A 25,236-nucleotide genomic window follows, 5' to 3' on the forward strand; every position below is an offset into this window, starting at 1 on the left:
ACCCGTTCACAAAGAGGGGAAAGCGCCTCCCCGATGGGAGGCGCCAGGATCAGGGTTTTTTAGCCAGTGGTTCTGCCGCAGTGGCGTCAACGATTCTGACGGTATATACCATGGTCGCTCCCGGCGGGATTTTAGGCGGCTTGCCTTCGCTGCCGTAGGCGAGATTGGGAGGGATCACGACCGTTATCGCTCCGTGGTTTCCCAGCCGCTTGAGTGGCCCAAGGAAGATGGGAGGATAAGATTTCAGAGGCTGGGACCAGACTTTCCCTTCCGCTTCCATATCGTTAATGACGGTTCCGTCGGTAAGTGTTTCCTTGATGGTGACGGTAACGATATCGCTGTCGAGAATCTTGCCCTTGCCGGCATAATCTATGCGACTGTAAATGCCGTCTTTCAATACCACCCCTTTTTGCTTCGCGAAGTTTTGTTGATATTTCTTTCCTTCGCTAAGGGTTTGCTGTTCGAGCTTCTTTAGGTTCTGAAAGACTTTTTTAGACACATCGAATAAGGCTTTATTGCGCGCTTTCTCATCAAGGGCGATATCCCCTGAAAAAGAATCCATAATCCCCTGTAAAACGGTATCTTTACTGGTTTTTACGCCCTGAGATGCCCGGGTAGATAAGAGCTGCAGCACCTCCTCGCCCATCGATACGCCGATAGCGTAAGCCTGCCGAAGAGGCTCTTTTGCAAAGTCGATAGCCAGCGGCTTTTTCGCCTCGGCGTCAGCAAGCCTGGCCTTTAGCCGGGTAATTTCATCGGCGCTGGCCTGCTGTAGGGCGTGGTCTTGATCGGCCTGCTGACGGACAGCATCCGCCTGAAGGGACGGCTGGGGCTTACTGATGATAACGGCGTCTAGTTTAGCCGTGAGCGCCTGTTTTTCTACTGCCGCGGCCGCCAGCTTTGTCGTTAAATCTGTTTTTTCCTCTTCACTGGCGGCGAGCTTCGCTATCGCTGCTTTCTGCTCGGCTTGAGACGCATCGAGTTTCGTTTGCAGCGCCCGCTGTGCGGCGTCAGCCGCGGCGAGTTTTGTCAGCATTTCCTGCTGATCTGCCTCTGCAGCAGCGAGCCTTGTTGCGAGGGCTTGCCTCTCTTTCGCCTCTGTCGTGAACTTACCGGTGAGCGCTTGTTTCTCCGCTGCGGCCGCCGCCAGCTTTGAGAGCGTATCCTGCTTTTCTGTTTCCAGCGCTGCGAGCTTCTGCAGCAGGGATTGCTTTTCGGCGGTTGCCTCAGCCAGCTGACGCTCAACTTTTTGTTTCGCGGATTCTATTAATGCCACTCTTTTTTCCTGCTGCAGCGTTTTATTTTCTGTGGCATTACGCTGACCTTCGATCTGTTTTATTTCAGCCGCGGCGGATAGCGCGTTATCTATTAATTGTTGTTTTTCGGCTACGGCAGTCGCTAACTTTTTCTCAAGCAGCTGAATTTTATCCTTCAGCGCTTTTTGGTTGTCTGCTTCGGCGTTCATCATGGCCGGCTTCGCATCAAGCTGCTGCTGAAGTTGGCGGATGAGTTTATCTTTTTGAGCAATTATTGCAGCCTGACGGGAAACTTCATGGGTATTCAGGACGGTTTTTTTATTCGTTGTTTTTGTATTATTGCTTTTCTCCTCAACGGGCTTTACCGGCTCGCTGATTTTTTGCGCCTGATGCTCTTTAGCATAATTTAAAAATGCCGGGCCTGAAGCATCGCTATTTGAGCTTGCCGTGACGCTAATAAGGGCATCTTTTTCCGCATAGACATCCGGCGATAGCGCCAGCACAAAAACTGCTGCCAGCGATACCGGATTGAAGTTTTTGGCTATTTTCCCGTTCATGGCTGAACATTTTCACCACGTTTAACAAGGCTATCGATCAGCTCCTTTTCAATATCAGCGCACAGCTTGATTGATTTGAACTGGTACATCGAATCGATCCCCTGTTTTGTCGATTCTGCCACTTTACTGCGCACAGAATTATATTGTGATGCCGCGCTAAGCAGGGCAGTGAACTCATTGCCGAGTTTGTCCGCCTGTTTGGGGTTCACTTCTTTCAGCGACTCCAGCGCCTTACGGCAAGTGTCTAAACGCGCTTGCTCATCGGCGATTCTCTGCTGTTCGGTTTGCTGTTGGCTTAATGTCGACTCAGATAAGGGTTTCACTAATCCGGCGGATTGCCTGGATTGTATTGAATTACAACCCGCTAATAAAATGAGGGCCAGAGGCGCTATGCTTGTAAATAAGGATCTGTTCAAGGTTTCATTCCATTGATAAAAAGAGGTGTTATCGGGCGATAATAGTGTGCGAAAAAGAAGAATGCAATAATAGAGTTTATGATTTTTGATGGCGTACTTTTAATATTAGTTATACCCGTCATATTTCACGCTGCTTATGCGTTGGCTACGCTCGCTTACCCCTTGCCGCCTTCAAGTAACTCTAATTATTTAGGGTATATATTAATATGTTGAATGCTTAATGAATTATCATTGAATTCTATGAATTGAGATATAAATTAAGTGCTGTTGTTAATTGAATTGCTATTATTACGCGGCGCCATAGCCGTATTCGCACGGCTACCGTATTATGAAATGAAGGGGGGGGGGGCTATTTCACGTAAGCGAGCAGGCTAAGCGAATCGCGGGCCAGCGCTTTGCATTTTTTAGTGGTGGGAATCTGGATTCCGCTAAGGTCCCGGTAGCTATCTTCGCCGAGCGCTTTCATATTGAAGCTGTCGTAATTGCTTAAATCCCATTGATTCTGCTGAGCAAAAAAGACCAGGGCACGGCGAATCTGTGTGTTAGGCAGATTTTGATAACCGCAGTCGTTCTTCAGGAAGACGAATACTGCCGTTAAATCAGCCATATCTTCCGCTTCGGACTCGCTTAATGCATAGCTATTGGCGGAGAGAGTCAGCAGGCTGCCAAGCACTATTGTTCTGAAAAGCGTCTTCATTTTTTCTACCATTGAATCACGGACAAACAAAGTTAGCACACTTCGTTACAGTGCGCCGAGCTTTATTCTTACTCTTCTGCTTGACCTTCCTGTTGGGGGAGGGTTTAAGCTCAATTATTCACCAGCAGAATAAAAAGGATGTGAAAATGCAACGTCGTGAGTTTCTTAAACTAACCGCTGCGGTCAGCGTGGCCAGCGCATTGCCGCTATGGAGCCGCTCGGTTTTTGCCGCCAGCCGCCCATCTTTGCCTGTACCCGAACTGCTTACCGCCGACGCGCGCAATCGCATCTCGTTAATCATTCAGGCTGGAAAAACGCAGTTCGGTCCGCATCTGGCGACCACCTGGGGCTATAACGGCAATCTGCTGGGCCCGGCCCTACAGCTTAAGCAGGGTGAGGAGGCGACCATCGATATTCATAACCGTCTGGCGGAAGAGACCACCGTGCACTGGCACGGTCTGGAGGTTCCCGGCGCCGTGGACGGCGGTCCCCAGGGCGTGATTGCCGCCGGAGGCTCCCGCACGGTGACCTTTACCCCAACGCAGCGGGCGGCGACCTGCTGGTTTCATCCCCATCAGCATGGTAAAACCGGCAGACAGGTCGCGATGGGGCTGGCAGGGCTGGTGCTGATTTCTGATGCAGAAAGCGAAAAGCTGCTCCTGCCAAAGCAGTGGGGAATTGATGATGTCCCGGTGATTGTGCAGGATAAAAAATTCACCTCAGCGGGAGAGATTGATTATCAGCTCGATATTATGAGCGCAGCCGTGGGCTGGTTTGGCGATACGCTACTCACTAACGGCGCGCTGTACCCGGAGCACGCTGCGCCTCGCGGCTGGCTACGTTTACGTCTGCTGAACGGCTGTAATGCGCGTTCTTTGAATTTCGCCACCAGCGATAACCGGCCCATGTACGTCGTGGCAAGCGATGGTGGTCTCCTGGCTGAGCCGGTGAAAGTTAACGCGCTGCCGGTGCTGATGGGCGAGCGTTTCGAAGTGCTGGTGGATACCACTGACGGGAAGCCCTTCGATTTAATTACGCTCCCGGTCAACCAGATGGGGATGGCGATCGCTCCGTTTGATCGGCCGCAGCCAGTGTTACGCGTGCAGCCGCTGACTATCCAGGCTTCCGGTAAGCTGCCGGATGTGCTGGCCGCTATGCCAGCGCTGCCCTCGCTTCAGGGCCTGACTCAGCGTACTTTTCAGCTCTCGATGGATCCGATGCTCGATATGATGGGCATGCAGGCGCTGATGCAAAAATATGGCGACCAGGCCATGTCCGGCATGGACCATGGCATGATGATGAATCACGGAGAGATGGGGAATATGAACAATATGAACCACGGTGACATGGGAAACATGAATCATGGCGGCACGGCGCAGATGAAGCACGGTAATAAGGAGTTTGATTTCCATAATGCTAATCGGATCAATGGTAAAGCCTTTGATATGAATGTTCCCCTGTTTGCGGCGGCGAAAGGGCAGTATGAGCGGTGGGTGATTTCTGGCAAAGGCGACATGATGCTGCATCCGTTCCATATTCACGGCACTCAGTTCCGTATTTTGTCCGAAAACGGCAAAGCGCCGGCACCCCACAGGAGCGGCTGGAAAGATACCGTCAGGGTTGAAGGCGATGTCAGTGAAGTACTGGTGAAATTTGATCACGATGCGCCGAAAGAACATGCCTATATGGCGCACTGCCATCTGCTGGAGCATGAAGATACGGGAATGATGCTGGGTTTTACGGTGTAGAATTCGCTTCCCGTCTAAGGGCGAGGCGTGTGGCTTGTTTCGATAGAAAAGAGAGAGACGTACCATAGGGAGAAGGCCCGGAAACCGGGCCTTCTGTTTTTTACTTCGCGTCGTCCGGTAAAGCATAAGCGACGATATAGTCGCCCATCTTCGTGCCAAACGAACCGTGACCGCCCGCAGAGATGACAACGTACTGCTTGCCATTCACTTCATAGGTCATCGGCGTCGCCTGGCCGCCCGCCGGCAGACGTGCCTGCCATAATTTTTCACCGTTGCTCATATTGTACGCGCGCAGGTAATTATCCGCGGTCGCGCCGATAAACAGCACATTGCCGGCCGTCGAGATTGGACCGCCCAGCATCGGCATACCCATTGTGAACGGGAGCTTAATCGGCATCGGGAACGGCAGGCTATCCTGCGGCGTACCGATACGTTTTTTCCACACCACTTCGTTGGTTTTCAGATCCAGCGCGGAGATATAGCCCCAGGCTGGCTGTTTGCAGGGCAGACCAAACGGTGACAGGAACGGATTAAGCGTAACGCCGTAAGGGACACCGTACTGTGGCTGAATACCGGCTTCGGTACCGGAACCCTTGGCGTCTTTAGGCTGCTCCATCGGGTTACCTGGGCCGCGAGGGATCAGTTTTGAGACAAACGGCAGCGCCATCGGGTTAGCAATCGCCACCTGGCGGTTCGGATCGACGGAGATGCCGCCCCATTCGAACATCCCCAGGTTACCCGGGAATACCAGCGTGCCTTGTTCTGAAGGCGGGGTGAAAATCCCTTCGTAGCGCAGCTGATGGAAGATAACGCGGCACACCAGCTGGTCGAACATGGTGGCGCCCCACATGTCCGCGCCGGTCAGGTCTTTCTTCGGACGGAAGCTCAGGTCGGAGAACGGCTGAGTTTTCGCGACGTAGTCACCTTTCGCCGCCCCTTGCGGAACCGGTTTTTCCGGCGCCGGGACAACCAGTTCACCGTTGCGGCGATCGAGGACAAAAATATTACCGGTTTTTGCCGGAGCGTAGATCACCGGCACGGTTTTACCGTTGACGTCGATATCCGCCAGCGTTGGCTGCGACGGCATATCCATATCCCACAGATCGTGGTGGACGGTCTGGTAGCTCCACGCCAGTTTACCGGTCGTGGCGTTCAGCGCCACGATGGAGCTGGCATAGCGCTCTTGTTCAGGCGTACGGTTGCCGCCCCAGATATCCGGGGTGGTTACGCCCATAGGCAGGTAGACCAGATCCAGCTTCGCGTCATAGGCCGCTGGCGCCCAGGAGTTTGGTGAATTCAGCGTGAAATGATGTTCATCATCAGGAATCGCGTTGGGATCTTTCGCGCCCGGGTCAAAGGCCCACAGCAGTTTACCGGTATTCACATCAAAGCCGCGGATAACGCCCGACGGCTCGCGGGTGGAGAAGTTATCGGTCACGGCGCCGGCAATGACGATAGTTTTGTCGGTAATAATCGGCGGTGATGTTGGTTCATACATACCCGGCGTAGTGACAGGCATGTTGGTTTGCAGATTGAGAATGCCTTTATTGGCAAAGGACTCGCACAGCTTACCGGTTTCGGCATTGATGGCGAACAGGCGACCATCGTTGACCGGAAGAATGATACGACGCGGGCAGTCGGCAACCACATCCGCCGGCGCGTTATCCGCTTTGGCTTCATGATATGAAACGCCGCGACAGGTCACGTGCTGGAAAGAGGGGTCAGCGTTGAGCTGCGGATCGAAATGCCACTTTTCTTTACCGGTGGCCGCGTCAAGCGCGAACAGGCGCTGATGAGCGGTACACAGATAAAGCGTGTCACCCACTTTAATCGGCGTGACTTCATTGGTGATTTCACCCGGATCGTTAGGCTGCTTGAGATCGCCCGTACGGAAGACCCAGGCTTCTTTCAGGTTCTTCACGTTATCGGCGTTGATCTGCTTCAGCGGCGAGTAGCGCTGGCCTTCCTGATTGCGGCCATACGCCGACCAGTCGCCATCGGCTACGTCGGAAATGGGGGCCGCTGGCGTTGCATCTGCGCTCAGCGTACCGTTGACTTCCTGCGGGTCGTTGAAGCCGGCCCAGGTCAGGATACCGCCGCTAATCAGCAGGGCGACAACCAGCCCGGCAACGGCGCCAGAGGAGGGAATTGGCAGGCGGCGCCAGACAAACGGCAGAATAAGCCAGATGCCGAAGAAGACCAGAATGTCGCTACGCGGGGTCAGCGCCCAGAAGTCGAAACCAACTTCCCATACTCCCCAGATCATAGTGGCAAGCAGCAGCGTGGCGTACAGCCAAAGCGCAGAACGCTTGCCGCGGAACAGCATGACGGTGACGCCCAGCATGACCAGGCCTGCGACAGGGTAGTACCATGAGCCGCCAAGAGCGACCAGCCAGGCCCCGCCCGCTAAAAGATACAGGCCACAGAACGCTGCAAAAAGAGCCGTCAGCGTCACGAGTAGCCGTGATTGTTGAGATTTTGTTTCTGCCATAGAAGGACACTCGTTTGTTTGTTAATTTTTTAACTGCAATTAAGTATAGGATTTAACAAGTGTGATCGGAATCACAAAATGGGCTTTATTAATCACTGCATCGCATATTTCTTTTTACTGGTATACTGCGTGGCTTGCCGGTCAACGTCGGTGCAATCGCAGCGGCTTTGATGATTTACATTAAGAATCAAATGGTTAGTTTTATGAAACATACTGTAGAAGTGATGATCCCGGAAACTGAGATCAAAGCCCGTATCGCTGAGCTCGGTCGTCAAATTAATGAACATTACAAAGATAGCGGCAGCGAAATGGTGCTGGTGGGGCTATTACGCGGTTCATTTATGTTTATGGCCGACCTGTGCCGTGAGGTTCAGGTACCCCATGAAGTAGATTTCATGACCGCCTCGAGCTACGGCAGCGGCATGTCCACCACCCGTGACGTCAAAATCCTCAAAGACCTGGATGAAGATATCCGCGGTAAAGATGTGCTGATCGTGGAAGACATCATCGACTCTGGCAATACGCTGTCAAAAGTGCGTGAAATCCTCAGCCTGCGTGAACCAAAATCGCTGGCGATTTGTACGCTGCTCGATAAGCCAAGCCGCCGCGAAGTGAAGGTGCCGGTTGAGTTTGTCGGTTTTGCGATCCCGGACGAGTTCGTGGTGGGGTACGGTATCGACTATGCTCAGCGCTATCGCCACCTGCCGTATATCGGCAAAGTGACGCTGCTGGACGAGTAACGCGGAGTGTCTATCCCGGCTTATCCGGGATAGTTAAGAGGGGCGCGTGAATTACCTGTGATTGACGTGCTTGCTTTTAAGGTTGGAAATGCCCTGGCGATAGCGCTGCTCCAGCGTTTCGCGGCTGACGGCGGTCACGTCCAGATCGCGTAACATGCCATCGTGAATGCCGTAGGCCCAGCCGTGAATCGTCACCTTCTGTCCACGCTTCCACGCCGACTGCATAATCGTTGAATGGCCAAGGTTGTAAACCTGCTCCATCACATTCAATTCACACAGCGTATCAAGGCGGCGCTCTTCGGGCATTTCCCCCAGCAGCGAGCTGTGCTTAAACCAGATATCGCGAATATGCAGCAGCCAGTTGTCGATAAGGCCAAGCTCGGTATTTTCAATCGCCGCCTGCACGCCGCCGCAGCCGTAGTGGCCGCAGATGATGATGTGTTCAACCTCCAGTACGTCAACCGCGTACTGCACGACGGAAAGACAGTTCAGATCGGTATGAATAACCAGGTTGGCGACGTTACGGTGTACAAACAGCTCGCCAGGTTCCAGGCCGGTCAAACGTTCAGCGGGGACGCGGCTATCGGAACATCCAATCCACAGAAAGCGCGGCTTCTGCGCCTGTGCCAGTTTCTCAAAGAAACCGGGGTCTTCCTCCACCAGCATTTTTGACCATAGTGCATTGTTGCTGATGAGTGTATCTATATCGTTCATGGATGTTTACGGGCCTGTAACCAAGTAAGTGCGTTGCGCTAATATAGGTTAACCTCACATTTTTTAAAACAACCCATCGCGTGTCACGACACGAGAAGAGACATTTAATGACCATTGCTCTGGAATTAAAACAGCTTAAAAAAACCTACCCCGGCGGGGTTCAGGCGCTGCGCGGAATCGATCTGCAGGTTGAGGCGGGCGATTTTTACGCGCTCCTGGGGCCAAACGGCGCGGGAAAATCCACCACTATCGGCATTATCAGTTCGCTGGTGAATAAAACCTCCGGCGAGGTCAACGTGTTTGGCTATGACCTGCAAAAGGATGTGGTGAACGCCAAGCGCCAGCTCGGCCTGGTGCCGCAGGAGTTCAACTTTAACCCGTTTGAAACCGTGCAGCAGATTGTGATTCACCAGGCGGGCTACTACGGCGTCGAGCGCAAAGAAGCGATCGCCCGTAGCGAAAAGTACCTTAAACAGCTCGATCTTTGGGAAAAACGCAACGAACGCGCGCGGATGCTCTCCGGCGGCATGAAGCGCCGCCTGATGATTGCCCGCGCGTTGATGCACGAGCCGAAGCTGCTGATTCTTGATGAACCCACGGCGGGAGTGGATATCGAGCTGCGTCGTTCGATGTGGGGCTTCCTGAAAGATCTCAACGATAAAGGCACGACGATTATCCTCACTACCCACTATCTGGAAGAGGCCGAGATGCTGTGTCGCAATATTGGCATTATTCAGAACGGTGAGCTGGTGGAAAACACCTCGATGAAGGCGCTGCTTTCCAAACTGAAATCGGAAACCTTTATTCTCGATCTGGCACCTAAGAGTCCATTACCGGTACTGGAAGGCTATCAGTATCGTCTGGTTGATACGTCGACGCTGGAGGTTGAGGTGCTGCGTGAGCAGGGGATTAACAGCGTATTTACTCAGTTAAGCGCGCAGGGCGTACAGGTATTAAGTATGCGTAACAAAGCTAACCGTCTGGAAGAGCTGTTTGTCACGCTGGTCCATGACCGGAAAGGAGAATCAGCATGATGCAGCTTTATTGGGTCGCGCTGAAAAGCATCTGGACCAAAGAGATCCACCGCTTTATGCGTATCTGGATCCAGACGCTGGTGCCGCCGGTCATAACTATGACCCTCTACTTTGTTATTTTCGGCAATCTGATCGGCTCGCGCATCGGTGAAATGCACGGTTTCACCTATATGCAGTTTATCGTGCCGGGCCTGATTATGATGGCGGTGATCACCAACGCCTACGCCAACGTGGCGTCCTCCTTCTTCAGCGCGAAATTTCAGCGCAATATTGAAGAACTGCTGGTCGCGCCGGTTCCCACCCACGTGGTTATCGCCGGCTATGTGGGCGGCGGCGTTGCCCGCGGTCTGTGCGTCGGGATTCTGGTGACGGCGATTTCGCTGTTTTTCGTACCGTTCCAGGTTCACTCATGGATATTCGTCGCCCTGACCCTGGTGCTGACCGCCGTGCTATTTTCGCTGGCCGGTCTGCTGAATGCGGTGTTTGCCAAAACCTTTGACGATATCAGCCTTATTCCGACCTTCGTGCTGACGCCGCTGACCTATCTCGGCGGGGTTTTTTATTCGCTGACCCTGCTGCCGCCGTTCTGGCAAGGGCTGTCGCATCTGAACCCGATCGTCTACATGATCAGCGGTTTCCGCTACGGTTTCCTCGGCATTAACGATGTTCCGCTCGCCACCACTTTCGGCGTGCTGGTGGTGTTTATCGTCGCGTTTTATCTCTTGTGCTGGTATCTGATCCAGCGCGGACGCGGGCTTCGCAGCTAATTTAGCCAACCACGGCGCTTCGCAGCCCCGTTCAGCGAAGCGCCGGCAAACAATTTTGATTGTCATCACCGATATTCATCTCTTCCCTTGCTACATTGTTTGCCTGCTAAGGAGGTGGGCGATGTTAGGTTGGGTGATTACCTGTCATGACGAACTGGCGCAGGAGATGCTGGATCGTCTGGAGAAAAAGTTTGGGCCGCTGACGCAGTGTCGGGCGGTCAACTACTGGCGTAATCTCAGCAGCAATATGCTGAGCCGCATGATGTGCGATGCGCTGCACGAGACGGACGGCGGAGACGGGGTCATTTTTCTGACCGATAAAACCGGCGCGGCGCCTTATCGCGTGGCGGCGCTGCTGAGCCATAAGCACACCCACTGTGAAGTGATTTCCGGGATCGACTATTCATTACTGGAATGTATGTATTTGCTGCGTCAGAGTCTGAGCAGCGAAGCCTTCCGACACGCCATTGTCAGCGCCGGAGGCCCGGCGGTGAGCAGCCTCTGGCATCAGCAGCAAAAAAATCCGCCTTTTCGACTACTGCATGAGCCGTACGGGAATTAAGCATTGGTATTGATGAGGCTTTTGTTACAATGACGGCAGTTCTTGTCTACCGGCTCGATGCGCATGTTTGCCCGAATTCTTGCTTTACTCCTCCTGTTCACGGCGCTAAGCGCTTCCGCCAGCCTGTTAAGCCAGCAGGGTGTGCCGGCACGTTATATGCAAACGACCGAAGATGCGGATATCTGGGCGCAGGTTGGCAATCAGGTGGTGAGCGTCGGCAACGTGCGGGCAGGGAAAATTCTGGCGGTAGTACCGACGGCGGCGGATTACTATGAGTTTAATTTTGGCTTTGCGACCGGCTTTATCGATAAAGGCCACCTGGGGCCGGTACAGGGTAAGCAGCGGGTGGAGGATAGCCTGGGCGATCTGCATAAGCCTCTGAGCAACCAAAACCTCATTACCTGGAAAGATACGCCAATCTATGATGCCCCCGCCGTGGGCAGCGCGCCATTTGGCACCCTGGCGAATAATCTGCGTTATCCGATTATCAGCAAACTCAAAGATCGGCTTAATCAAACCTGGTTTCAGATTCGTATCGGCAACCGCCTGGCGTGGGTGAGCAGTCTGGATGCGCAAGAAGATAACGGCATCCCTGTACTGACTTATCACCATATCCTGCGTGATGAAGAAAATACCCGCTTTCGCCATACCTCAACGACGACCTCCGTGCGCGCCTTCAGCAATCAGATGACCTGGCTACGCGACCAGGGCTATACCACGCTCAGCATGTATCAACTGGAAGGCTATCTGCGTAATAAAGTGAATCTTCCGGCGCGTGCGGTGGCGATCACCTTTGACGATGGGCTGAAGTCGGTCAACCGCTATGCCTACCCGATCCTCAAGCAGTATGGCTTTCACGCCACGGCGTTTATTATCTCGTCGCGCATCAAGCGCCATCCGCAGAAATGGGCGCCGAAATCGCTGCAGTTTATGAGTATTTCCGAGCTAAAACAGATCCAGGACGTCTTTGACGTGCAGTCGCATACCCACTTCCTGCATCGGGTTGATGCTGAACGTCATCCGATCCTCCTCAGCCGCAGCTATCACAATATTCTGTTTGATTTTGCGCATTCGCGGCGGGCGCTGGCGCAGTTTAATCCCCACGTACTGTATCTCTCTTACCCGTTTGGCGGCTATAACGCTAAGGCGATCCAGGCCGCCAACGACGCCGGTTTTCATCTGGCGGTGACCACGGTGAGGGGGAAGGTAAAGCCGGGCGATAATCCGTTCTTGTTGAAAAGGCTGTATATATTAAGAACGGATTCGCTGGAGACGATGTCGCGGCTGATAAGCAACCAGCCGCAGGGGTAGATCAGAAATAATCGATGGTAAACGTGCCTATCGCTTTAAATTTTCCCGGCTTTAGCTCACCGGATGTGCGGGAAAGCCAGGCATCAAAGCTATAGTCATATGATGACGAATTGCTGACGCTTGTTGACGGCGACCATATTTCTAAACCGGGCTGCAGGTTGAAACCATCGGCGGTAGTGAAGTTCGACGCTAACCCTACTCCTACGCCAGTTGCCGCATCGCTGCCGGTGAGCGTATTGGTCATTAGCGTCACGCCGCCGGTCACGCTCAATTCTGATTTAGGTGTGGCAAGCTTCATACGTACCCAGACGGTGTTATTGCATCCGCTTAACCTTAACGTAAACGGTGTTCTCGGCCAGTAGCCTTCCCGGAAAGATGAGAACATGACGTCGCCGAAGTTCACGTTATTGGTGCCGTTATTGACCATGGCGGAAGAACACGTTGCGGCCATGACCAGTATGCTAAAGCTGCTGGGATTGACGTTAATCGTCCACGGGTTATTGTCATCTGAATCTGCCGAACCGACGCGGATTTGACCCAATGTTCTTGAATCTTTAGGGTAAATTCTCATGTCGTGGTTGAGGTTTCCTTGAAAAGGGACGTCCTGATACAAGGTCACAGAGTACTTTAATTGCTGGTTATTCCAGTACGACTGATTGCCGCCGCTGACCCAAACCCAGTCCTTGCTGCTGTTAACCTCTGGCAAATATCCGCCGCCGCCGGCCTGGGTGTATATTCTTACCGCATAATAAATACCCTCTATATTTGTAGGGAAAAGTGCTCTGCCGTCTACGGTGGTCGGCGTGGCGCTTGGGTTGGTTTTTGCATAAAAATCAAATCCATCGTTTCCCGCATCGCATTCGGTCCGGAGAGCGTAACTGGACTGAATGTCGAAGGTAAGCAGCTCGGGTTTCTTGCTTCCCTGGTCACCTAATGCTGTCTTGAATGTTATTGGATAGGTGGTTACACCGTTGTTCAGCGTTAACGAGCCGCTTCTGCCATCGTCAAGATGGCACTCCTTGGCGCTGGCGCCAAAGCTCAGAGCCAGCAGCGCGAATGGGTATACCATCAATTTGATCATCTCATCCTCCCTGATCACTGGTAAATAGCGTCTACCAGGACATGACTGTTAACTTTCCCTGGGGTAACGGTGCCCGTATTTTGATAGCGGGCATAAAAATCGTAGCTGGCCAGATAGTTATCCGCTTTTGAAACATCAATAACCACGGCGGAGCTACCGTCGCTATTCACAACGTTACGGTTATCGTGGGTAGAAAAAATGACAATCCCGACGTTCTCCGCCCCGCCTGCGGCGGCTGGCGCTTCATTGATAAATACCTGCTGGCTTTCCACGGGCCAGATCCCATTTTGTGGCTTAAAGCCAAAGGTGAGAGTATTGACCGTCGTGGCATCGCCTGAGCAGCTTTCAACGTTCACGCTAAATAGCGTCCCGCTGGCAGGGTCGCCGGGCTGCAAACGCGAAGTGCCGTCATCGTTATAAAACCAACGGCGGGAAACCGTAGGTAGATGAACGGTTCCATTGCCAGAGATGGAAATCTGGCAGGTATTTTCCACAATATTGGCTGTCAGGGTGACGTCCAGCCCTTCTTTATTTTCATTCGCGGCATCCGCAAAATAAGGAGCCATGCACAGCCCGCCTGCCGCTCCCACAACCAGCAACGCCTTCCCAACTGGGCCGATTAGACGGATACAGAATGACATAGCGGTGCTGCTCCTTTTAACTTACTGATAGGTGATAACAAACGTGACGGGAGAGCTGACGCTACCCGCTGTGACGTTGGCTATTTTTCTATCTTTAGCGATAACAATGCGCGAAGCAAAACTGACGCTGAGCGAACGACCGCTGATGCTGAGCGTTTGTGAGGGCTTGTTATTACAGCTAAGCAACGTTCCCGTTCCGGACTCCCCTTGCCACACTTCAAAAGCCGTTGAGTTGCCTGCGGCAAAAGAGTCGCCGTTCGAACTTGGGCCCGAGCAGCCGCCACCGCTGCCGGGAATGACTTGATATTTGGCGGATTTCACCCCAGAACAGTCGCTAAAGGCTACCTTGAACGGTTCGCTGCGGCTTTGCTTAACCAGATCGGATTTAAATACATCGCCGAAATTCAGCGTACTCATGGGCTGACCGCTGGCGTTCTGAATCTGCGCCGTGCAGGTACCGGCTTGAATTGTCGAGGTAAAAGTGGCGGAAATGCTGCTGGTTCCGGTTATCTCGGCAATAGAGGGCGCAGAAAAAAGCAACGTGCCGACAACACCGCCCAGAAAAGAGATTTTTTTCATCAAGAGGTTCCTTTTCTGATGATTATTCGTAGGTGAAGTTGAAAGTGGCCAAAGCGCTAAAGGCACCCGTCGTGCCTTGTCCCGTCTGCGTTTCAACCAGCGTCGCGACCAGAGGAACTTCTTTGTTGTTAATTTCCTGGCTGGTCCATACCAGTCGACCCGTGTCCGAGCCCGCATTAATCACGAAAGGGGCATCGGTGGCGGAAGCTCTGGCGATAGTGATCCCAAGGGCTCCCGCAGCATCTGCCGTTGCGTTACCATTCAGAATCACCGTCTCTTTTTCCGCCGATTTCGTCCCGCTGATGGTGGTTTTAAGCGACTGCAGGCTGCTCGGGCATTCCGTGATTTTCAGCTTAAAGGTTGCCTGCGCCGCGCTGTCGCCGCTGATAATTTTATCCAGGCTCACTATGCCATTCGCGCCGACAGGAATGGTGTTGTTTTTGCCATCGCCGCTGCCGCCTTCAATGGCCATATCGCAGGTCGTTTCGCGCAGGTTAGCGGTAAAGGTGACATCCAGCGATGTTGCCTGACCCGGTAACGCGGTAGCGAGTAAAATGCCGCTACAGCCCAGCAGGCAGCGTTTTCTAAAACTGATTATCTTCATTCTGTTCCCTGTAAAAAAGTGCCGTTACATCTGGCAGCGTTGATGACTCAGTAGACGGGTAAGCCCCACTTTTCTATCGGCACCGCTATCAGCGAGCTGATAATGAACGGTGCAGCGTCCTTCGCGGCCGCTTCCCCAGATAACCTGTAGTGTTCCGCTTTCCGTGACGCCGCGAACATAGGCCATACCGGCCTGTCCGACCGTGCCGATAGATTCGCCCCGTTCGTTTTGCACATCCGCGCCGAGCGGGATAAACCCCTTGTCGGAGCGCTGAAGCTCCAGCAGGAGTGAGCGCCCTTCGTTGGTTTCGAAATCAACCCGCACAACGGAGCCACTGCGGGGGACCACGACCGTACTGGTATTCTTCACTTCAACATCTTCTTCCATTGTGTCGATGTTGAGACCGACGCTATTTTCCCGATAGGCGGATAAGTAAGGTTGAATGGCATAGCCAAAGCGATTAATACGCCCGTCGCCATTCGTTAAACGAGCGCCTTCCGCCCCGGAGGCGTGCACCAGCGCCAGGGTATCGGTATCGCCAATACTGCCCGGGGCCAGAGTCAAGCCGCCGGAATGCAGCAGCATGCCGCCGCTGTAGCTCATGGAGTACTGGCGGCTGTCATCATCGGAAGCAGAAGCCGACAGGCTTAAGGGCCCCCACGGGCTGCTGTAGCTGCCGTAACCGCCAACCTGGTTGATTGACGAGCCATCTGACCGGCTGGCGCTGGTGTTAAGGCTGTAGCTGAAGCGATAGTCGTCGGTATTGCCGTTGGCGCTGGTGGAGATGTTATTGTTCGACTTCAGGTCGCTGTTGACGCTGGTATTGATGGTTGAAAAACCGAGCGGCCGTTTGTTGTGTCCCAGCAGGTTTTCCAGCGGAATACTCAGATTGAGGTAAACGCTGTCGTCCTTATCGCCATATTCGTTATAGGAACGCTGGAGTGAAACGCTATAGCTGGCCCATGAAAATGCGTCGTTATAACCGATAGAGTACTGGGAGGTAGAGGAGGTTTTGTTCCAGTAATCCTCCCAGCTACCGCTTACATACAGGTTGCCGCTGCTGGATTCCCAAAGGGATATCGGCTGACTCACATTGACCTGGAACTGATTTTTCATCCGCTGAAAACGGGAGTACTCCTGCTGCGACGCATTATCATGACGTTTGACGTTGCTATTTAAGGTGGCCGCGTCGCGTAACGACATATAGTTTTCGGTGGAGAAACGCCAGGCGGCAATGTTGAATGAGGTATTTGATTCCCTGAGTAGTTTGCTCCACGTCACGCGATAGCTCTGGCCCGTCAGGGTCTCCAGATTATCCATAGCGGTGGTTGAATGCGTGATGTCAAAAGCGAACGCGCCGATGGGCGTATTCGTCGCGATACCTGCTAACCCGGCGTAGTAGCCGATATCCATATACTGAAAGCCAGCATAGCCGGTGAAGGTGTTGTTTAAGCCGTAATATCCCGTGGCGTAACCTAACCTGGGCCTGTCATGTAAACCGTCATCATGCAGTTCCCCGGCGCCGATATCCCAGCGTCCATATCCGGGCCTGAGCATTTGAGTGACCGATGAGTAGGGTACCGAGAAAGTACGGATGCTGCCGTCCGCTTCTTCAATGGAGACATCCAGGTCGCTACCATAGCCGGTAGTGCTGAGATCGGTGATAGCAAAGGGCCCCGGTGGGACGGTGGTTTCATAAATCTTATTACCGTTCTGCTTAATCACGATCTTCGCATTACTTTTCGCCACGCCGCGGATCTCCGGGGCGTAGGTTGAGGCGCCGCCGGGCAGCATGCGATCGTCATTGTAAAAACGTACGCCGCGCAGGCTGAACGAATCGAAGCCATCACCGCGGGTATAAGAGTCGCCGATCAGAAACTGCGAGCGTAATGCGGCGACATCGCGCTGGAGATAAATATCCTGGCTGGTGTAATCGCTACCGGAGTCTTCATCCCAGTTGGCGTTGCCCCTGGCCCGTAGATGCCAGGCGCCGACATTCACGCCGTACTTCAATCCGGCATAAACCGAATCGGAGCTGCTGCTGTCGCTTTCGTTATGCCAGGCGTTGAGATCGTAAGAAACCATCGCGGCGTTAATCCCGTTCTGCCAGAGTGAAGGATCGACGTAACCGTTAGGGTGTTTAAGGGTGTAAATTTGCGGCATTGAGAGCGAGAGCTCCTGGGTGCCGATATCATAATTCCACGTCGATTGCGGATACTGTTGCGCAATATCGATACAGGCCGCGGATTCGAGATCCATTCCCACCGTTTTTACGCCAATTTGCGCCAGCAGCTTTGCGGTGAAGCAGGGCGTTGCGCGAGGCGTACCGTTATCATTAAAGGTAAAATCCACCAGCATCTTCGGCTGATTATTCAGTAAAACTTGCGTCTTATAGGTGCCCGGCGGCACCGGATTCCCTTTAGAAAAACGGCTGACGTCAATATTGCTACCGGTACTGAATAAAAACTGATCGTTAAATTCAACTTCATCTGAAGCCGCTGAAAGCGCTTGTTCCGCCATTACTGAGGACGGCAGTGCAATATATAGCGTTGTACACAATAACGATCGACGAAAAAACATGTTGTCCCTGTTCTTGTAAAGGCTGAGGTCCTTCAGCAGTAACAATTAATTGATGGTGGCTTGATGTTTTTCGGTACCACCAAAATCGTTAATAGCGATATATTCAATTCCCCCTCCCTGTAATGCTGGCGCATTTTTAACGGGGATCGTTTCATGAGAGAGCGGAGGAATAGTGTGAGAATCGACCTCTATTTTTTTTCCCTTCACGGTAATGGTCGCTTTAGCCATTGATATATAATAAGGGCTGCTATTATTGGCGATTAACGCGGTTCCTTGCTGCGTCCATTGCAGATTACCGGCGGCAACCGCCGGATCGCCCTGCAAACCATCCGGGCGAAAAAACATCTTAATGCGGGTGCGAAACGCCAGCTGCAATGCGTTTTGGCTATCGGCATCTTTTGCTTTTGGCGGCACCTCAAGGACGTTAAACCAGAACAGCGATTCCCGATCCTGGGCCAGAGGTTGTTGGGTCCACGTAATACGTACGGTTTGCCCCTTCGACGGGTCGATGCGCGAGACCGGCGGCGTGACGACAAACGGCAGCTTCAGCTCCTGAGGATTAACGGTATCGCGACCGTCATCAAGCCACGACTGTACCAGCAGCGGGTTATTACCGCGATTTTCCATTTTAACGGTGACGTCTTTGGACGACTGGGGATAGATAATACGGGTGCCGGAAATAACGATATCCGCACGGGCATTAAGCGTACTGAACGCCGCGCTGGCGCATACCAGCGATGTCAGCGTAAGTTGGGTAAAACGATCCATAACCATCAGCTCCCTGCAATGCGCCTGCTTTCAGCCGCAGACGCACAATCCATTACGTTACGATTACTCGTAAGACATAGTAAACGTCGCGTTGCTCGTCACTTTACCCGCGGTGATATCGTTGGTGCCTTTCACCCAATCGGCGCCTGGAACGTAGGCAACGCGATAAGCCAGTACGCCTTCGCCGCCTTTCAGGGAGGCGACCTGCGTGTTGTTATTCGGCAGGCCAACCTGAATGCGACTGGTGTCGGTGGTGCTGTTGTTAAACAGCGCCAGGCTCACGTTATCGGCATGACCGGTGACGCTCGGATCGGTTTTCAGCGTGCCGTTAGAGAGTTCGGCAAACTGCTGAGAGGTAAAGGTCGCGGATGCTTTGGTCAGCGTGTCCGGGCAGCTGCTCAGGTGCAGTTCGAACTCTTTTGAGCCAACGCCTGCATCAACGCTGGTACCTTCAACTTCTGATTTTTTTACCACCGGCATGCTAATGGTGACGTTGTTTGCATTAATGCCGTTATTAGTGGTGATGGTGCAAGTGGTATCAGAAACTGCGCCATCAAATGTGATGAGACCAACGTCGTTACCGATTGTAGTTACCGTATCTTCAGCAAATGCGGAAGCGGAGCCCAAAGCCAGAATAATTGATGCGGCAGCAATGGTTAACTTATTCATAGATAAACATCCATATAAAATTAAACTTTCCCATAACGCGTGGGAGCAGCCTAAATAATATTTAGGTGCCAATGATTCTATTCTTTTAGATGAGGGCTAATACTTAATATTTTTACAAAATAATGTAAGTAATGACGGATTGATTTTTGCTTTCTATGTGTGATAAGGGGGTAAGTCTATTTTTAAATAATCTAATGATGTGATTGAGAAAGCGCGTAGGTGGGCGGTGAATCATATTGATCGCAATGATCATATTATATCGAAGAATAATATAAATCAAAAAAATAATAGCTCCGGATAGAGTTCCGGAGCTATTGATAATATCAGGCAACCTGCACCGGAATCGCTTTGGCCTGGCGCTTCATTTCGTTTTCGCCTTCGAAATAGGCCACTTTCGGCTGCCAGGTGCGGGCTTCTTCGTCAGGCATGGTGACGAAGCTGGCGATAATCAGAATATCGCCGACGCTCGCACAGTGTGCCGCCGCGCCGTTCACGGAGATAATTCGCGAACCTCGCTCCGCGGCGATGGCGTAGGTGGAGAAACGATTACCGTTGGTCACGTTCCAGATATGAATTGCCTCGTTTTCAAGGATGCCGGACGCATCCAGGAAATCCTGATCAATAGCGCAGGAGCCTTCATAGTGCAGGTCGGCCTGCGTGACTTTTACGCGGTGGAGTTTGCCCTGCAGCATATTACGAATCATAACGTCTACCTTTAAAGCTTAACGATAACAAAGCGGACGTGACGCCCGCCTTGAGGAAATTCCAGGCAGTATTGCCCGATTTTTAACCCGTGTCTACCGAACGAGCGCCACTATCTGGTTGTCGATCAAACGCGCTTCGCCGAGCCATGCCGCCATCAGGATCACCGCGCGCTGGCTGTTTTCCGTCAGGTCGAGCAGCGTGTCGGCATCGCGGATCTGGATATCATCGGCGCGGAAGCCTTTTTCGTTCAGCTCCTGCGCGGCAATCGCGATAATCTCGTCAAGATTGCGCTCGCCGGCCGCCAGCTTCTCCGCCGCGCCATTCATCACCTTATACAGCCCCGGCGCAACTTTGCGCTGGTCTGCGCTGAGATAGCCGTTGCGCGAACTGAGCGCCAGCCCATCTTTCGCGCGCATAATCGGTACGCCGATAATCTCGATGTCGTAGCCCATATCGGCCACCATTTTGCGGATCAGCGCCAGCTGCTGGAAGTCTTTTTCGCCGAAGCAGGCGACGTCCGGCTGGATCAGGTTGAACAGCTTGCTGACGATAGTGGAAACGCCGCGGAAGTGGCCCGGACGACTGGCGCCCTCGAGCATCGTCGACAGCCCCGGAACATCCACGTAAGTCTGATTTTCGAGGCCGTGCGGATAGATTTCCGCCGCGGCAGGGGCAAAGACAAAATCGACCTTACGCTTGTTCAGCTTTTCGCAATCGTCCTGCAGGGTACGCGGATAGCGCGCCAGATCCTCGGCGCGGTCGAACTGCATAGGGTTGACGAAGATACTGGCCACCACCACATCCGCGCTGGCTTTGGCGGTATCAACCAGCTTCATATGACCATCGTGCAGGTTGCCCATGGTGGGAACCAGCGCAATGCGCTTGCCTTCCTGGCGTAAACGACGGATATGCTGGCGCAGCAGCGGCAGGGTTTCAATAATCAGCACAACAACACTCCTTAATGGAAACTGTGTTCTTCGCCCGGATAGACGCCGGACTCCACTTCGGCAACATATTGCCGTACCGCGGCGCGCATGTCGCCCGCTGTGCTCAGGAAATTTTTGGCAAATTTGGGAATATGGCCGCCGGTAATGCCGAATGCGTCATGCATGACGAGGATTTGCCCGTCGGTGACGTTGCCCGCGCCGATGCCGATCACCGGGATGGTTAACGCCTCGGTGACGCGTTTCGCCAGCTCGACCGGTACGCACTCCAGCACCAGCAGCTGCGCGCCCGCCGCTTCCAGCGCCAGCGCGTCATCCAGCAGAACTTGCCCGGCATCGCCGCGGCCCTGAATTTTATAGCCGCCGAAGACGTTCACCGACTGGGGCGTCAGACCGAGGTGCCCGCACACCGGCACCGCGCGCTCGGCAAGCATTTTCACGGTGTCCGCCAGCCATGCGCCGCCCTCGATTTTGACCATATTGGCTCCCGCGCGCATCACGATGGCGGCGTTCTCGAAGGTCTGTTCCGGCGTGGCGTAAGCCATAAACGGCAGATCGGCGAGCAGCAGACAGTTGGGCGCTCCGCGGCGCACCGCGCGCGTGTGATAGGCAATGTCTTCTACGGTCACCGGCAGGGTGGAGTCGTGGCCCTGCACCGTCATGCCCAGCGAATCGCCGACCAGCATCACGTTGATACCCTCATCGGCAAACAGCTTCGCAAAGCTGTAGTCGTAGGCGGTGATAGTGGCGAAGCGTTTCTTCTCCTGTTTGCATTTCTGCAGCAGGGCGATAGTGGTCGGTTTCATAACGTTTCCTGATGATGAAAGTCATTTTAACCGGCATTCTAGCAGCCGCATTCAGGGGGGCAATGGTTTTAGGCAACCGATTACCACGATCGCCGTAATTGCTAAAAAATGAAGGGGTATTACCAGGCGGCGGGTTTTTCCGCGCCGAGATTGGCCAGCACGTCGCGCAGCGCCGGGCCGTCGGGGAAACGCAGCTCAGGGGCGATTTCAAACAGCGGCCACAGCATAAAACCGCGGTTTTGCATATCGTAGTGCGGTACGGTCAGGCGCGGGGTGTTAATCACCTCATTGCCAAACAGCATGATGTCGAGGTCCAGCGTGCGCGGTCCCCAGCGTTCAGCTTTACGCGTGCGGCCCTGCTGCAGTTCGATGCGCTGGGTGTGATTGAGCAGCGCGTCTGCGTCCAGGGTCGTTTCCAGCGCCACGGCGGCGTTGAGATAGTCAGGCTGATCCTGTGGCCCCAGCGGCGGCGTACGGTAGAAAGAGGAAACGCTTATCACCCGGCTGCCAGGAATCTCCGACAGCGCGTTGACGGCAGCGTTAACCTGCTCCAGCGGCGAGGCCAGATTGCTGCCGATAGCGATATAAGCGAGCGTCATGCGCTACCTTCGCGACGCGGCGCGCGTTTGCGCGGACGGCGGTGGCGGCGACGTGGAGCCGGATCGTCGCCTAAATCATCCAGCATATCTTTCTGAGCCGGCGGCGCGGCGACCTGGAACTCGCCCCACCATTTGGTCAGGCGCTGTAGTTCGCTATTGTTCTCTGCGCCGGCGCGCAGCTCCAGCAGATCGTAGGCGGCGCGGAATTTGGGATGCTCCATCAGCTTCCACGCGCGTTTGCCCTGACGGCGGGACATCCGTAGCTGAAGCTGCCAGATGTCGCGCACCAGGGTGGTGATGCGTTTCGGGATCGCCAGCGTACGGCAGGCCTCGTCCAGCACGTCGTTCATCGCCAGCGCGAAGGCGTCGTAGTAGGCCAGCCCGCTCTCCTGAGCGATTTTCTGCGCGGTTTCCAGCAGCGGGTACCAGAACATTACCGCGAACAGGAACGCCGGATTAACGCGCATATCGTTGCGAATGCGGTTATCGGTATTCTTCAGCACCTGGCTGATGATGCGCTCCATCGGGCTATCGCCGCGCTCGGTGAAGTAGCGGGTAATGGTCGGGAACAGCGGCTGGAACAGATTATATTCGCGCAGCAGGAGATAGGTTTGATAGCCGTCGCCGGCCTGCAGCAGCTTTAACACTTCTTCAAACAGGCGCGCCGGGGGCACATCGTGCAGCAGCGTCGCCAGGCGCGGAATCGGTTCGGCGGTCTCTTCGCTGATGCTCATACTGAGCTTCGCCGCAAAACGCACCGCGCGCAGCATGCGCACCGGATCTTCGCGATAGCGGGTTTCCGGATCGCCGATCAGGCGGATGACGCCATCCTGCAGATCTTTCATGCCGCCGACGTAGTCGCGGACGGTGAAATCCGCCACGCTGTAATAGAGGCTGTTGATGGTAAAGTCGCGACGCTGGGCGTCTTCTTCAATCGAACCGAAGATATTGTCGCGCAGCAGCATGCCGTTCTGGCCGCGCTGGGAGGTGACGCGATCGGTGGTGTGGCCTTCGTGATGGCCGCGGAAGGTCGCGACTTCGATAATTTCCGGCCCGAACATCACGTGCGCCAGGCGGAAGCGACGGCCGACCAGGCGGCAGTTGCGGAACAGCTTACGCACCTGCTCCGGCGTGGCGTTGGTGGTGACGTCAAAATCTTTGGGTTTTTTGCCCAGCAGCAGATCGCGTACGCCGCCGCCGACCAGCCACGATTCGTAGCCCGCCTTATTGAGTCTGTACATGACCTTGAGGGCATTTTCACTGATATCTTTGCGGGAAATTGCATGCTGCTCGCGCGGGATAACCGTCATATGTAGTTGTTCGACGGCGGCTTCTGCCTCGCGCTCTTCACGGCTTAGCACCTTACGGCAAAAATTAGCGACTCGGGTAAAAATGGTACACCTCGTAGTGTCAGACGGACTTCAGGACAAAAAAATAGCGGCTAATCATAGCTCAGCAGAACGCATTTGAGAATGCTGGATTTGCTCCGGCCGCCAGTTCGCTACCGCGTACTTGAGTAAATCCTCAATGCTCAGCGTCTGCCATTCCTGAATGACATCCTGATTAAGAAACGTTAGCGCCCGCACAATTTCCGGGCGCGGATCGCCTGTAGATAACGCCGGAGCGTGGTTTTGCTTCGACAGTTTATTGCCCTGCGCGTTGAGAGCCAGCGGCAAATGGATATAGTCCGGCGCCTGCCAGCCAAAATGCTGATAGAGCGAAATTTGCCGCACCGTCGGCTCGATAAGATCGGCGCCGCGGACGATTTCGCTGACGCCCTGAAAATGATCGTCCACCACCACCGCCAGATTATAGGCGAACAGCCCATCGCGACGGTGGATAATAAAATCTTCACGCGCCAGAGGCTCGTCGGCGACGATGGTGCCGCGTAGCTGGTCATAAAATTCGAGGACCGGACGCGTTTGCCGCAGGCGCAGAGCGGCGTTTTCCGCGCCGAGGCGTAAATCCCGGCAGTGGCCGTCGTAAAGGCCGCCGATAGCGTGGATACGCGCGCGGGTGCAGGTGCAGTAGTAGCAGAGGCCCTGCTCGCGTAGCCAGGCCAGGCGCTCACGATAGGCTTCGTGGCGTTTTGACTGCCAGAGTACCTCTCCGTCCCAGTGCAGGCCGAAGTGCTCTAACTGACGAAGAATAGTCTCGGCGGCGCCGGGGACTTCACGCGGCGGATCGATATCTTCAATGCGCACGCGCCAGATACCGTTCTGCGCCCGAGCCTGGAGATAGCTGCCAAGCGCGGCAATCAATGAGCCGAAGTGGAGTTCGCCGGAAGGTGAGGGGGCAAAGCGCCCGATGTAGTGGGAATCTGTCATCGTATGACTAAAGCATCAGGGCGGGAGAAAGCTCCCGCCAGAGATGCGTCAGCGAAGTGATTAGCCTGCCATCTGTTTTTCGCGAATTTCCGCCAGCGTTTTGCAATCAATGCACAGGTCGGCGGTCGGACGCGCTTCCAGACGACGGATACCAATCTCAACGCCACAGGATTCACAGAAGCCGAAATCTTCGTCTTCGACTTTTTTCAGCGTTTTCTCGATCTTTTTGATCAGTTTACGTTCGCGGTCGCGGTTACGCAGCTCCAGGCTGAACTCTTCTTCCTGAGCGGCACGGTCTACCGGATCCGGGAAGTTAGCAGCTTCATCCTGCATATGCGTTACGGTGCGATCCACTTCATCCCTAAGTTGATTACGCCACGCTTCAAGAATGCGCTTGAAGTGCGCCAGCTGGGCTTCGTTCATATACTCTTCGCCCGGCTTCACTTGGTACGGCTCCACCCCAGCGATGGAGAGAATACTCAGGGACGATGTTTTACGGTTTTGCCCTTCTTGCATGTTGCTTCTCCTTAACACGCACTATCGATCCCCGTGTTGGGGGAAAAATCAGGCCGCTATAAATAGCAGATGCTTTTCCGGATAGCAATTATCTAAACGTTACACTTGACAACCCTGTGAGGAA

General features: G+C 54.0%; 25 protein-coding genes. 6 read left to right on the forward strand and 19 right to left on the reverse strand.

The window, feature by feature from the left end:
* Window positions 1–49 precede the first annotated feature (49 nt).
* The 3 genes from F8562_RS09075 to F8562_RS09085 all read right to left on the reverse strand — a co-directional run bounded on the left by F8562_RS09075 (window position 50) and on the right by F8562_RS09085 (window position 2,926).
* The gene (locus F8562_RS09075) at window positions 50–1,813 is read right to left on the reverse strand and encodes an FKBP-type peptidyl-prolyl cis-trans isomerase N-terminal domain-containing protein (RefSeq protein WP_014837415.1); all 1,764 of its coding nucleotides are present in this window, start codon (window positions 1,811–1,813) and stop codon (window positions 50–52) included.
* Window positions 1,810–2,229 (reverse strand): permease, encoded by a 420-nt coding sequence (locus F8562_RS09080; RefSeq protein ID WP_224316659.1) that lies wholly within the window; start codon window positions 2,227–2,229, stop codon window positions 1,810–1,812. Before F8562_RS09080 ends, F8562_RS09075 begins: the two co-directional genes overlap by 4 nt.
* A 349-nt stretch (window positions 2,230–2,578) precedes the next feature.
* Entirely contained in the window at window positions 2,579–2,926 is a 348-nt protein-coding gene (locus F8562_RS09085) for a YacC family pilotin-like protein (RefSeq protein ID WP_014227947.1), read from the reverse strand.
* A 146-nt stretch (window positions 2,927–3,072) separates the two neighbouring features.
* Here F8562_RS09085 and cueO point away from each other — a divergent pair, with 146 nt between their 5' ends.
* Entirely contained in the window at window positions 3,073–4,674 is a 1,602-nt protein-coding gene (cueO, locus tag F8562_RS09090) for a multicopper oxidase CueO (RefSeq protein WP_014837416.1), read from the forward strand.
* Between the two features lie 100 nt (window positions 4,675–4,774).
* Here cueO and F8562_RS09095 read toward each other — a convergent pair whose 3' ends face one another.
* Window positions 4,775–7,165: a glucose/quinate/shikimate family membrane-bound PQQ-dependent dehydrogenase gene (locus F8562_RS09095; RefSeq protein ID WP_042933986.1), complete on the reverse strand. Its 2,391-nt coding sequence runs from the start codon at window positions 7,163–7,165 to the stop codon at window positions 4,775–4,777.
* A gap of 203 nt (window positions 7,166–7,368) precedes the next feature.
* Here F8562_RS09095 and hpt point away from each other — a divergent pair, with 203 nt between their 5' ends.
* Window positions 7,369–7,905, forward strand: coding sequence for a hypoxanthine phosphoribosyltransferase (gene hpt, locus F8562_RS09100; RefSeq protein ID WP_014227950.1), 537 nt, complete (start codon window positions 7,369–7,371; stop codon window positions 7,903–7,905).
* A 51-nt stretch (window positions 7,906–7,956) separates the two neighbouring features.
* Here the strand turns inward: hpt and can are convergent, their stop codons facing one another.
* Complete coding sequence (gene can, locus F8562_RS09105) at window positions 7,957–8,619, reverse strand: carbonate dehydratase (protein ID WP_004098666.1); 663 nt, start codon at window positions 8,617–8,619, stop codon at window positions 7,957–7,959.
* Between the two features lie 107 nt (window positions 8,620–8,726).
* On the opposite strand from can, the gene F8562_RS09110 reads away from it, so the two are divergent.
* The 4 genes from F8562_RS09110 to F8562_RS09125 all read left to right on the forward strand — a co-directional run bounded on the left by F8562_RS09110 (window position 8,727) and on the right by F8562_RS09125 (window position 12,293).
* Entirely contained in the window at window positions 8,727–9,653 is a 927-nt protein-coding gene (locus tag F8562_RS09110; RefSeq protein ID WP_014227952.1) for an ABC transporter ATP-binding protein, read from the forward strand.
* Window positions 9,650–10,420, forward strand: coding sequence for an ABC transporter permease (locus tag F8562_RS09115; protein ID WP_004098668.1), 771 nt, complete (start codon window positions 9,650–9,652; stop codon window positions 10,418–10,420). The genes F8562_RS09110 and F8562_RS09115 overlap by 4 nt, the downstream gene beginning before the upstream one ends.
* Window positions 10,421–10,541: 121 nt before the next feature.
* Window positions 10,542–10,982: a PTS sugar transporter subunit IIA gene (locus F8562_RS09120; RefSeq protein WP_014227953.1), complete on the forward strand. Its 441-nt coding sequence runs from the start codon at window positions 10,542–10,544 to the stop codon at window positions 10,980–10,982.
* Between the two features lie 57 nt (window positions 10,983–11,039).
* Window positions 11,040–12,293 (forward strand): polysaccharide deacetylase family protein, encoded by a 1,254-nt coding sequence (locus F8562_RS09125; protein WP_042933987.1) that lies wholly within the window; start codon window positions 11,040–11,042, stop codon window positions 12,291–12,293.
* A gap of 1 nt (window position 12,294) precedes the next feature.
* Here F8562_RS09125 and F8562_RS09130 read toward each other — a convergent pair whose 3' ends face one another.
* The 14 genes from F8562_RS09130 to dksA all read right to left on the reverse strand — a co-directional run bounded on the left by F8562_RS09130 (window position 12,295) and on the right by dksA (window position 25,112).
* Window positions 12,295–13,374, reverse strand: coding sequence for a fimbrial protein (locus F8562_RS09130; protein ID WP_014227955.1), 1,080 nt, complete (start codon window positions 13,372–13,374; stop codon window positions 12,295–12,297).
* Window positions 13,375–13,388: 14 nt separating this feature from the next.
* Window positions 13,389–13,940, reverse strand: a complete 552-nt coding sequence (locus tag F8562_RS09135) for a fimbrial-like protein (RefSeq protein ID WP_014227956.1) — start codon at window positions 13,938–13,940, stop codon at window positions 13,389–13,391.
* Between the two features lie 96 nt (window positions 13,941–14,036).
* On the reverse strand, window positions 14,037–14,594 hold the full coding sequence (locus F8562_RS09140; RefSeq protein ID WP_014227957.1) for a fimbrial protein: 558 nt from the start codon (window positions 14,592–14,594) through the stop codon (window positions 14,037–14,039).
* A gap of 22 nt (window positions 14,595–14,616) precedes the next feature.
* Window positions 14,617–15,198, reverse strand: a complete 582-nt coding sequence (locus tag F8562_RS09145; RefSeq protein ID WP_014227958.1) for a fimbrial protein — start codon at window positions 15,196–15,198, stop codon at window positions 14,617–14,619.
* Window positions 15,199–15,222: 24 nt separating this feature from the next.
* Window positions 15,223–17,778 (reverse strand): outer membrane usher protein, encoded by a 2,556-nt coding sequence (locus F8562_RS09150; RefSeq protein WP_041165269.1) that lies wholly within the window; start codon window positions 17,776–17,778, stop codon window positions 15,223–15,225.
* 45 nt (window positions 17,779–17,823) lie between these two features.
* Complete coding sequence (locus F8562_RS09155) at window positions 17,824–18,546, reverse strand: fimbrial chaperone (RefSeq protein ID WP_014227960.1); 723 nt, start codon at window positions 18,544–18,546, stop codon at window positions 17,824–17,826.
* Window positions 18,547–18,609: 63 nt separating this feature from the next.
* A complete protein-coding gene (locus tag F8562_RS09160; RefSeq protein WP_094909463.1) occupies window positions 18,610–19,215 on the reverse strand; it encodes a fimbrial protein in 606 nt (201 codons plus the stop codon).
* Between the two features lie 323 nt (window positions 19,216–19,538).
* Window positions 19,539–19,919: an aspartate 1-decarboxylase gene (gene panD / locus F8562_RS09165; RefSeq protein WP_004098675.1), complete on the reverse strand. Its 381-nt coding sequence runs from the start codon at window positions 19,917–19,919 to the stop codon at window positions 19,539–19,541.
* Window positions 19,920–20,012: 93 nt separating this feature from the next.
* Window positions 20,013–20,867, reverse strand: coding sequence for a pantoate--beta-alanine ligase (gene panC / locus F8562_RS09170; protein ID WP_014227962.1), 855 nt, complete (start codon window positions 20,865–20,867; stop codon window positions 20,013–20,015).
* A gap of 11 nt (window positions 20,868–20,878) precedes the next feature.
* On the reverse strand, window positions 20,879–21,670 hold the full coding sequence (gene panB / locus F8562_RS09175; protein WP_004098680.1) for a 3-methyl-2-oxobutanoate hydroxymethyltransferase: 792 nt from the start codon (window positions 21,668–21,670) through the stop codon (window positions 20,879–20,881).
* A gap of 119 nt (window positions 21,671–21,789) precedes the next feature.
* Entirely contained in the window at window positions 21,790–22,269 is a 480-nt protein-coding gene (gene folK / locus F8562_RS09180) for a 2-amino-4-hydroxy-6-hydroxymethyldihydropteridine diphosphokinase (RefSeq protein WP_014227964.1), read from the reverse strand.
* Entirely contained in the window at window positions 22,266–23,663 is a 1,398-nt protein-coding gene (gene pcnB / locus F8562_RS09185) for a polynucleotide adenylyltransferase PcnB (RefSeq protein WP_071881716.1), read from the reverse strand. The genes folK and pcnB overlap by 4 nt, the downstream gene beginning before the upstream one ends.
* Window positions 23,664–23,714: 51 nt before the next feature.
* Complete coding sequence (gene gluQRS, locus F8562_RS09190; protein ID WP_014837424.1) at window positions 23,715–24,596, reverse strand: tRNA glutamyl-Q(34) synthetase GluQRS; 882 nt, start codon at window positions 24,594–24,596, stop codon at window positions 23,715–23,717.
* Window positions 24,597–24,656: 60 nt separating this feature from the next.
* Window positions 24,657–25,112, reverse strand: a complete 456-nt coding sequence (gene dksA, locus F8562_RS09195; RefSeq protein WP_004098689.1) for an RNA polymerase-binding protein DksA — start codon at window positions 25,110–25,112, stop codon at window positions 24,657–24,659.
* Between the last annotated feature and the right edge of the window lie 124 nt (window positions 25,113–25,236).

Origin of the sequence: Klebsiella sp. RCJ4 (genome assembly GCF_009025755.1) — a bacterium.
GTDB lineage: Bacteria > Pseudomonadota > Gammaproteobacteria > Enterobacterales > Enterobacteriaceae > Klebsiella > Klebsiella michiganensis.

Excerpts from the sequence above, each read along its gene's own strand:
- F8562_RS09075 (WP_014837415.1), bottom strand. The coding sequence starts at position 1,813 with ATGAACGGGAAAATAGCCAAAAACTTCAATCCGGTATCGCTGGCAGCA.
- F8562_RS09085 (WP_014227947.1), bottom strand. The coding sequence starts at position 2,926 with ATGAAGACGCTTTTCAGAACAATAGTGCTTGGCAGCCTGCTGACTCTC.
- cueO (WP_014837416.1), top strand. The coding sequence starts at position 3,073 with ATGCAACGTCGTGAGTTTCTTAAACTAACCGCTGCGGTCAGCGTGGCC.
- F8562_RS09095 (WP_042933986.1), bottom strand. The coding sequence starts at position 7,165 with ATGGCAGAAACAAAATCTCAACAATCACGGCTACTCGTGACGCTGACG.
- hpt (WP_014227950.1), top strand. The coding sequence starts at position 7,369 with ATGAAACATACTGTAGAAGTGATGATCCCGGAAACTGAGATCAAAGCC.
- can (WP_004098666.1), bottom strand. The coding sequence starts at position 8,619 with ATGAACGATATAGATACACTCATCAGCAACAATGCACTATGGTCAAAA.
- F8562_RS09110 (WP_014227952.1), top strand. The coding sequence starts at position 8,727 with ATGACCATTGCTCTGGAATTAAAACAGCTTAAAAAAACCTACCCCGGC.
- F8562_RS09115 (WP_004098668.1), top strand. The coding sequence starts at position 9,650 with ATGATGCAGCTTTATTGGGTCGCGCTGAAAAGCATCTGGACCAAAGAG.
- F8562_RS09120 (WP_014227953.1), top strand. The coding sequence starts at position 10,542 with ATGTTAGGTTGGGTGATTACCTGTCATGACGAACTGGCGCAGGAGATG.
- F8562_RS09125 (WP_042933987.1), top strand. The coding sequence starts at position 11,040 with ATGCGCATGTTTGCCCGAATTCTTGCTTTACTCCTCCTGTTCACGGCG.
- F8562_RS09130 (WP_014227955.1), bottom strand. The coding sequence starts at position 13,374 with ATGATCAAATTGATGGTATACCCATTCGCGCTGCTGGCTCTGAGCTTT.
- F8562_RS09135 (WP_014227956.1), bottom strand. The coding sequence starts at position 13,940 with ATGGCTCCTTATTTTGCGGATGCCGCGAATGAAAATAAAGAAGGGCTG.
- F8562_RS09140 (WP_014227957.1), bottom strand. The coding sequence starts at position 14,594 with ATGAAAAAAATCTCTTTTCTGGGCGGTGTTGTCGGCACGTTGCTTTTT.
- F8562_RS09145 (WP_014227958.1), bottom strand. The coding sequence starts at position 15,198 with ATGAAGATAATCAGTTTTAGAAAACGCTGCCTGCTGGGCTGTAGCGGC.
- F8562_RS09150 (WP_041165269.1), bottom strand. The coding sequence starts at position 17,778 with ATGTTTTTTCGTCGATCGTTATTGTGTACAACGCTATATATTGCACTG.
- F8562_RS09155 (WP_014227960.1), bottom strand. The coding sequence starts at position 18,546 with ATGGATCGTTTTACCCAACTTACGCTGACATCGCTGGTATGCGCCAGC.
- F8562_RS09160 (WP_094909463.1), bottom strand. The coding sequence starts at position 19,215 with ATGAATAAGTTAACCATTGCTGCCGCATCAATTATTCTGGCTTTGGGC.
- panD (WP_004098675.1), bottom strand. The coding sequence starts at position 19,919 with ATGATTCGTAATATGCTGCAGGGCAAACTCCACCGCGTAAAAGTCACG.
- panB (WP_004098680.1), bottom strand. The coding sequence starts at position 21,670 with ATGAAACCGACCACTATCGCCCTGCTGCAGAAATGCAAACAGGAGAAG.
- folK (WP_014227964.1), bottom strand. The coding sequence starts at position 22,269 with ATGACGCTCGCTTATATCGCTATCGGCAGCAATCTGGCCTCGCCGCTG.
- gluQRS (WP_014837424.1), bottom strand. The coding sequence starts at position 24,596 with ATGACAGATTCCCACTACATCGGGCGCTTTGCCCCCTCACCTTCCGGC.
- dksA (WP_004098689.1), bottom strand. The coding sequence starts at position 25,112 with ATGCAAGAAGGGCAAAACCGTAAAACATCGTCCCTGAGTATTCTCTCC.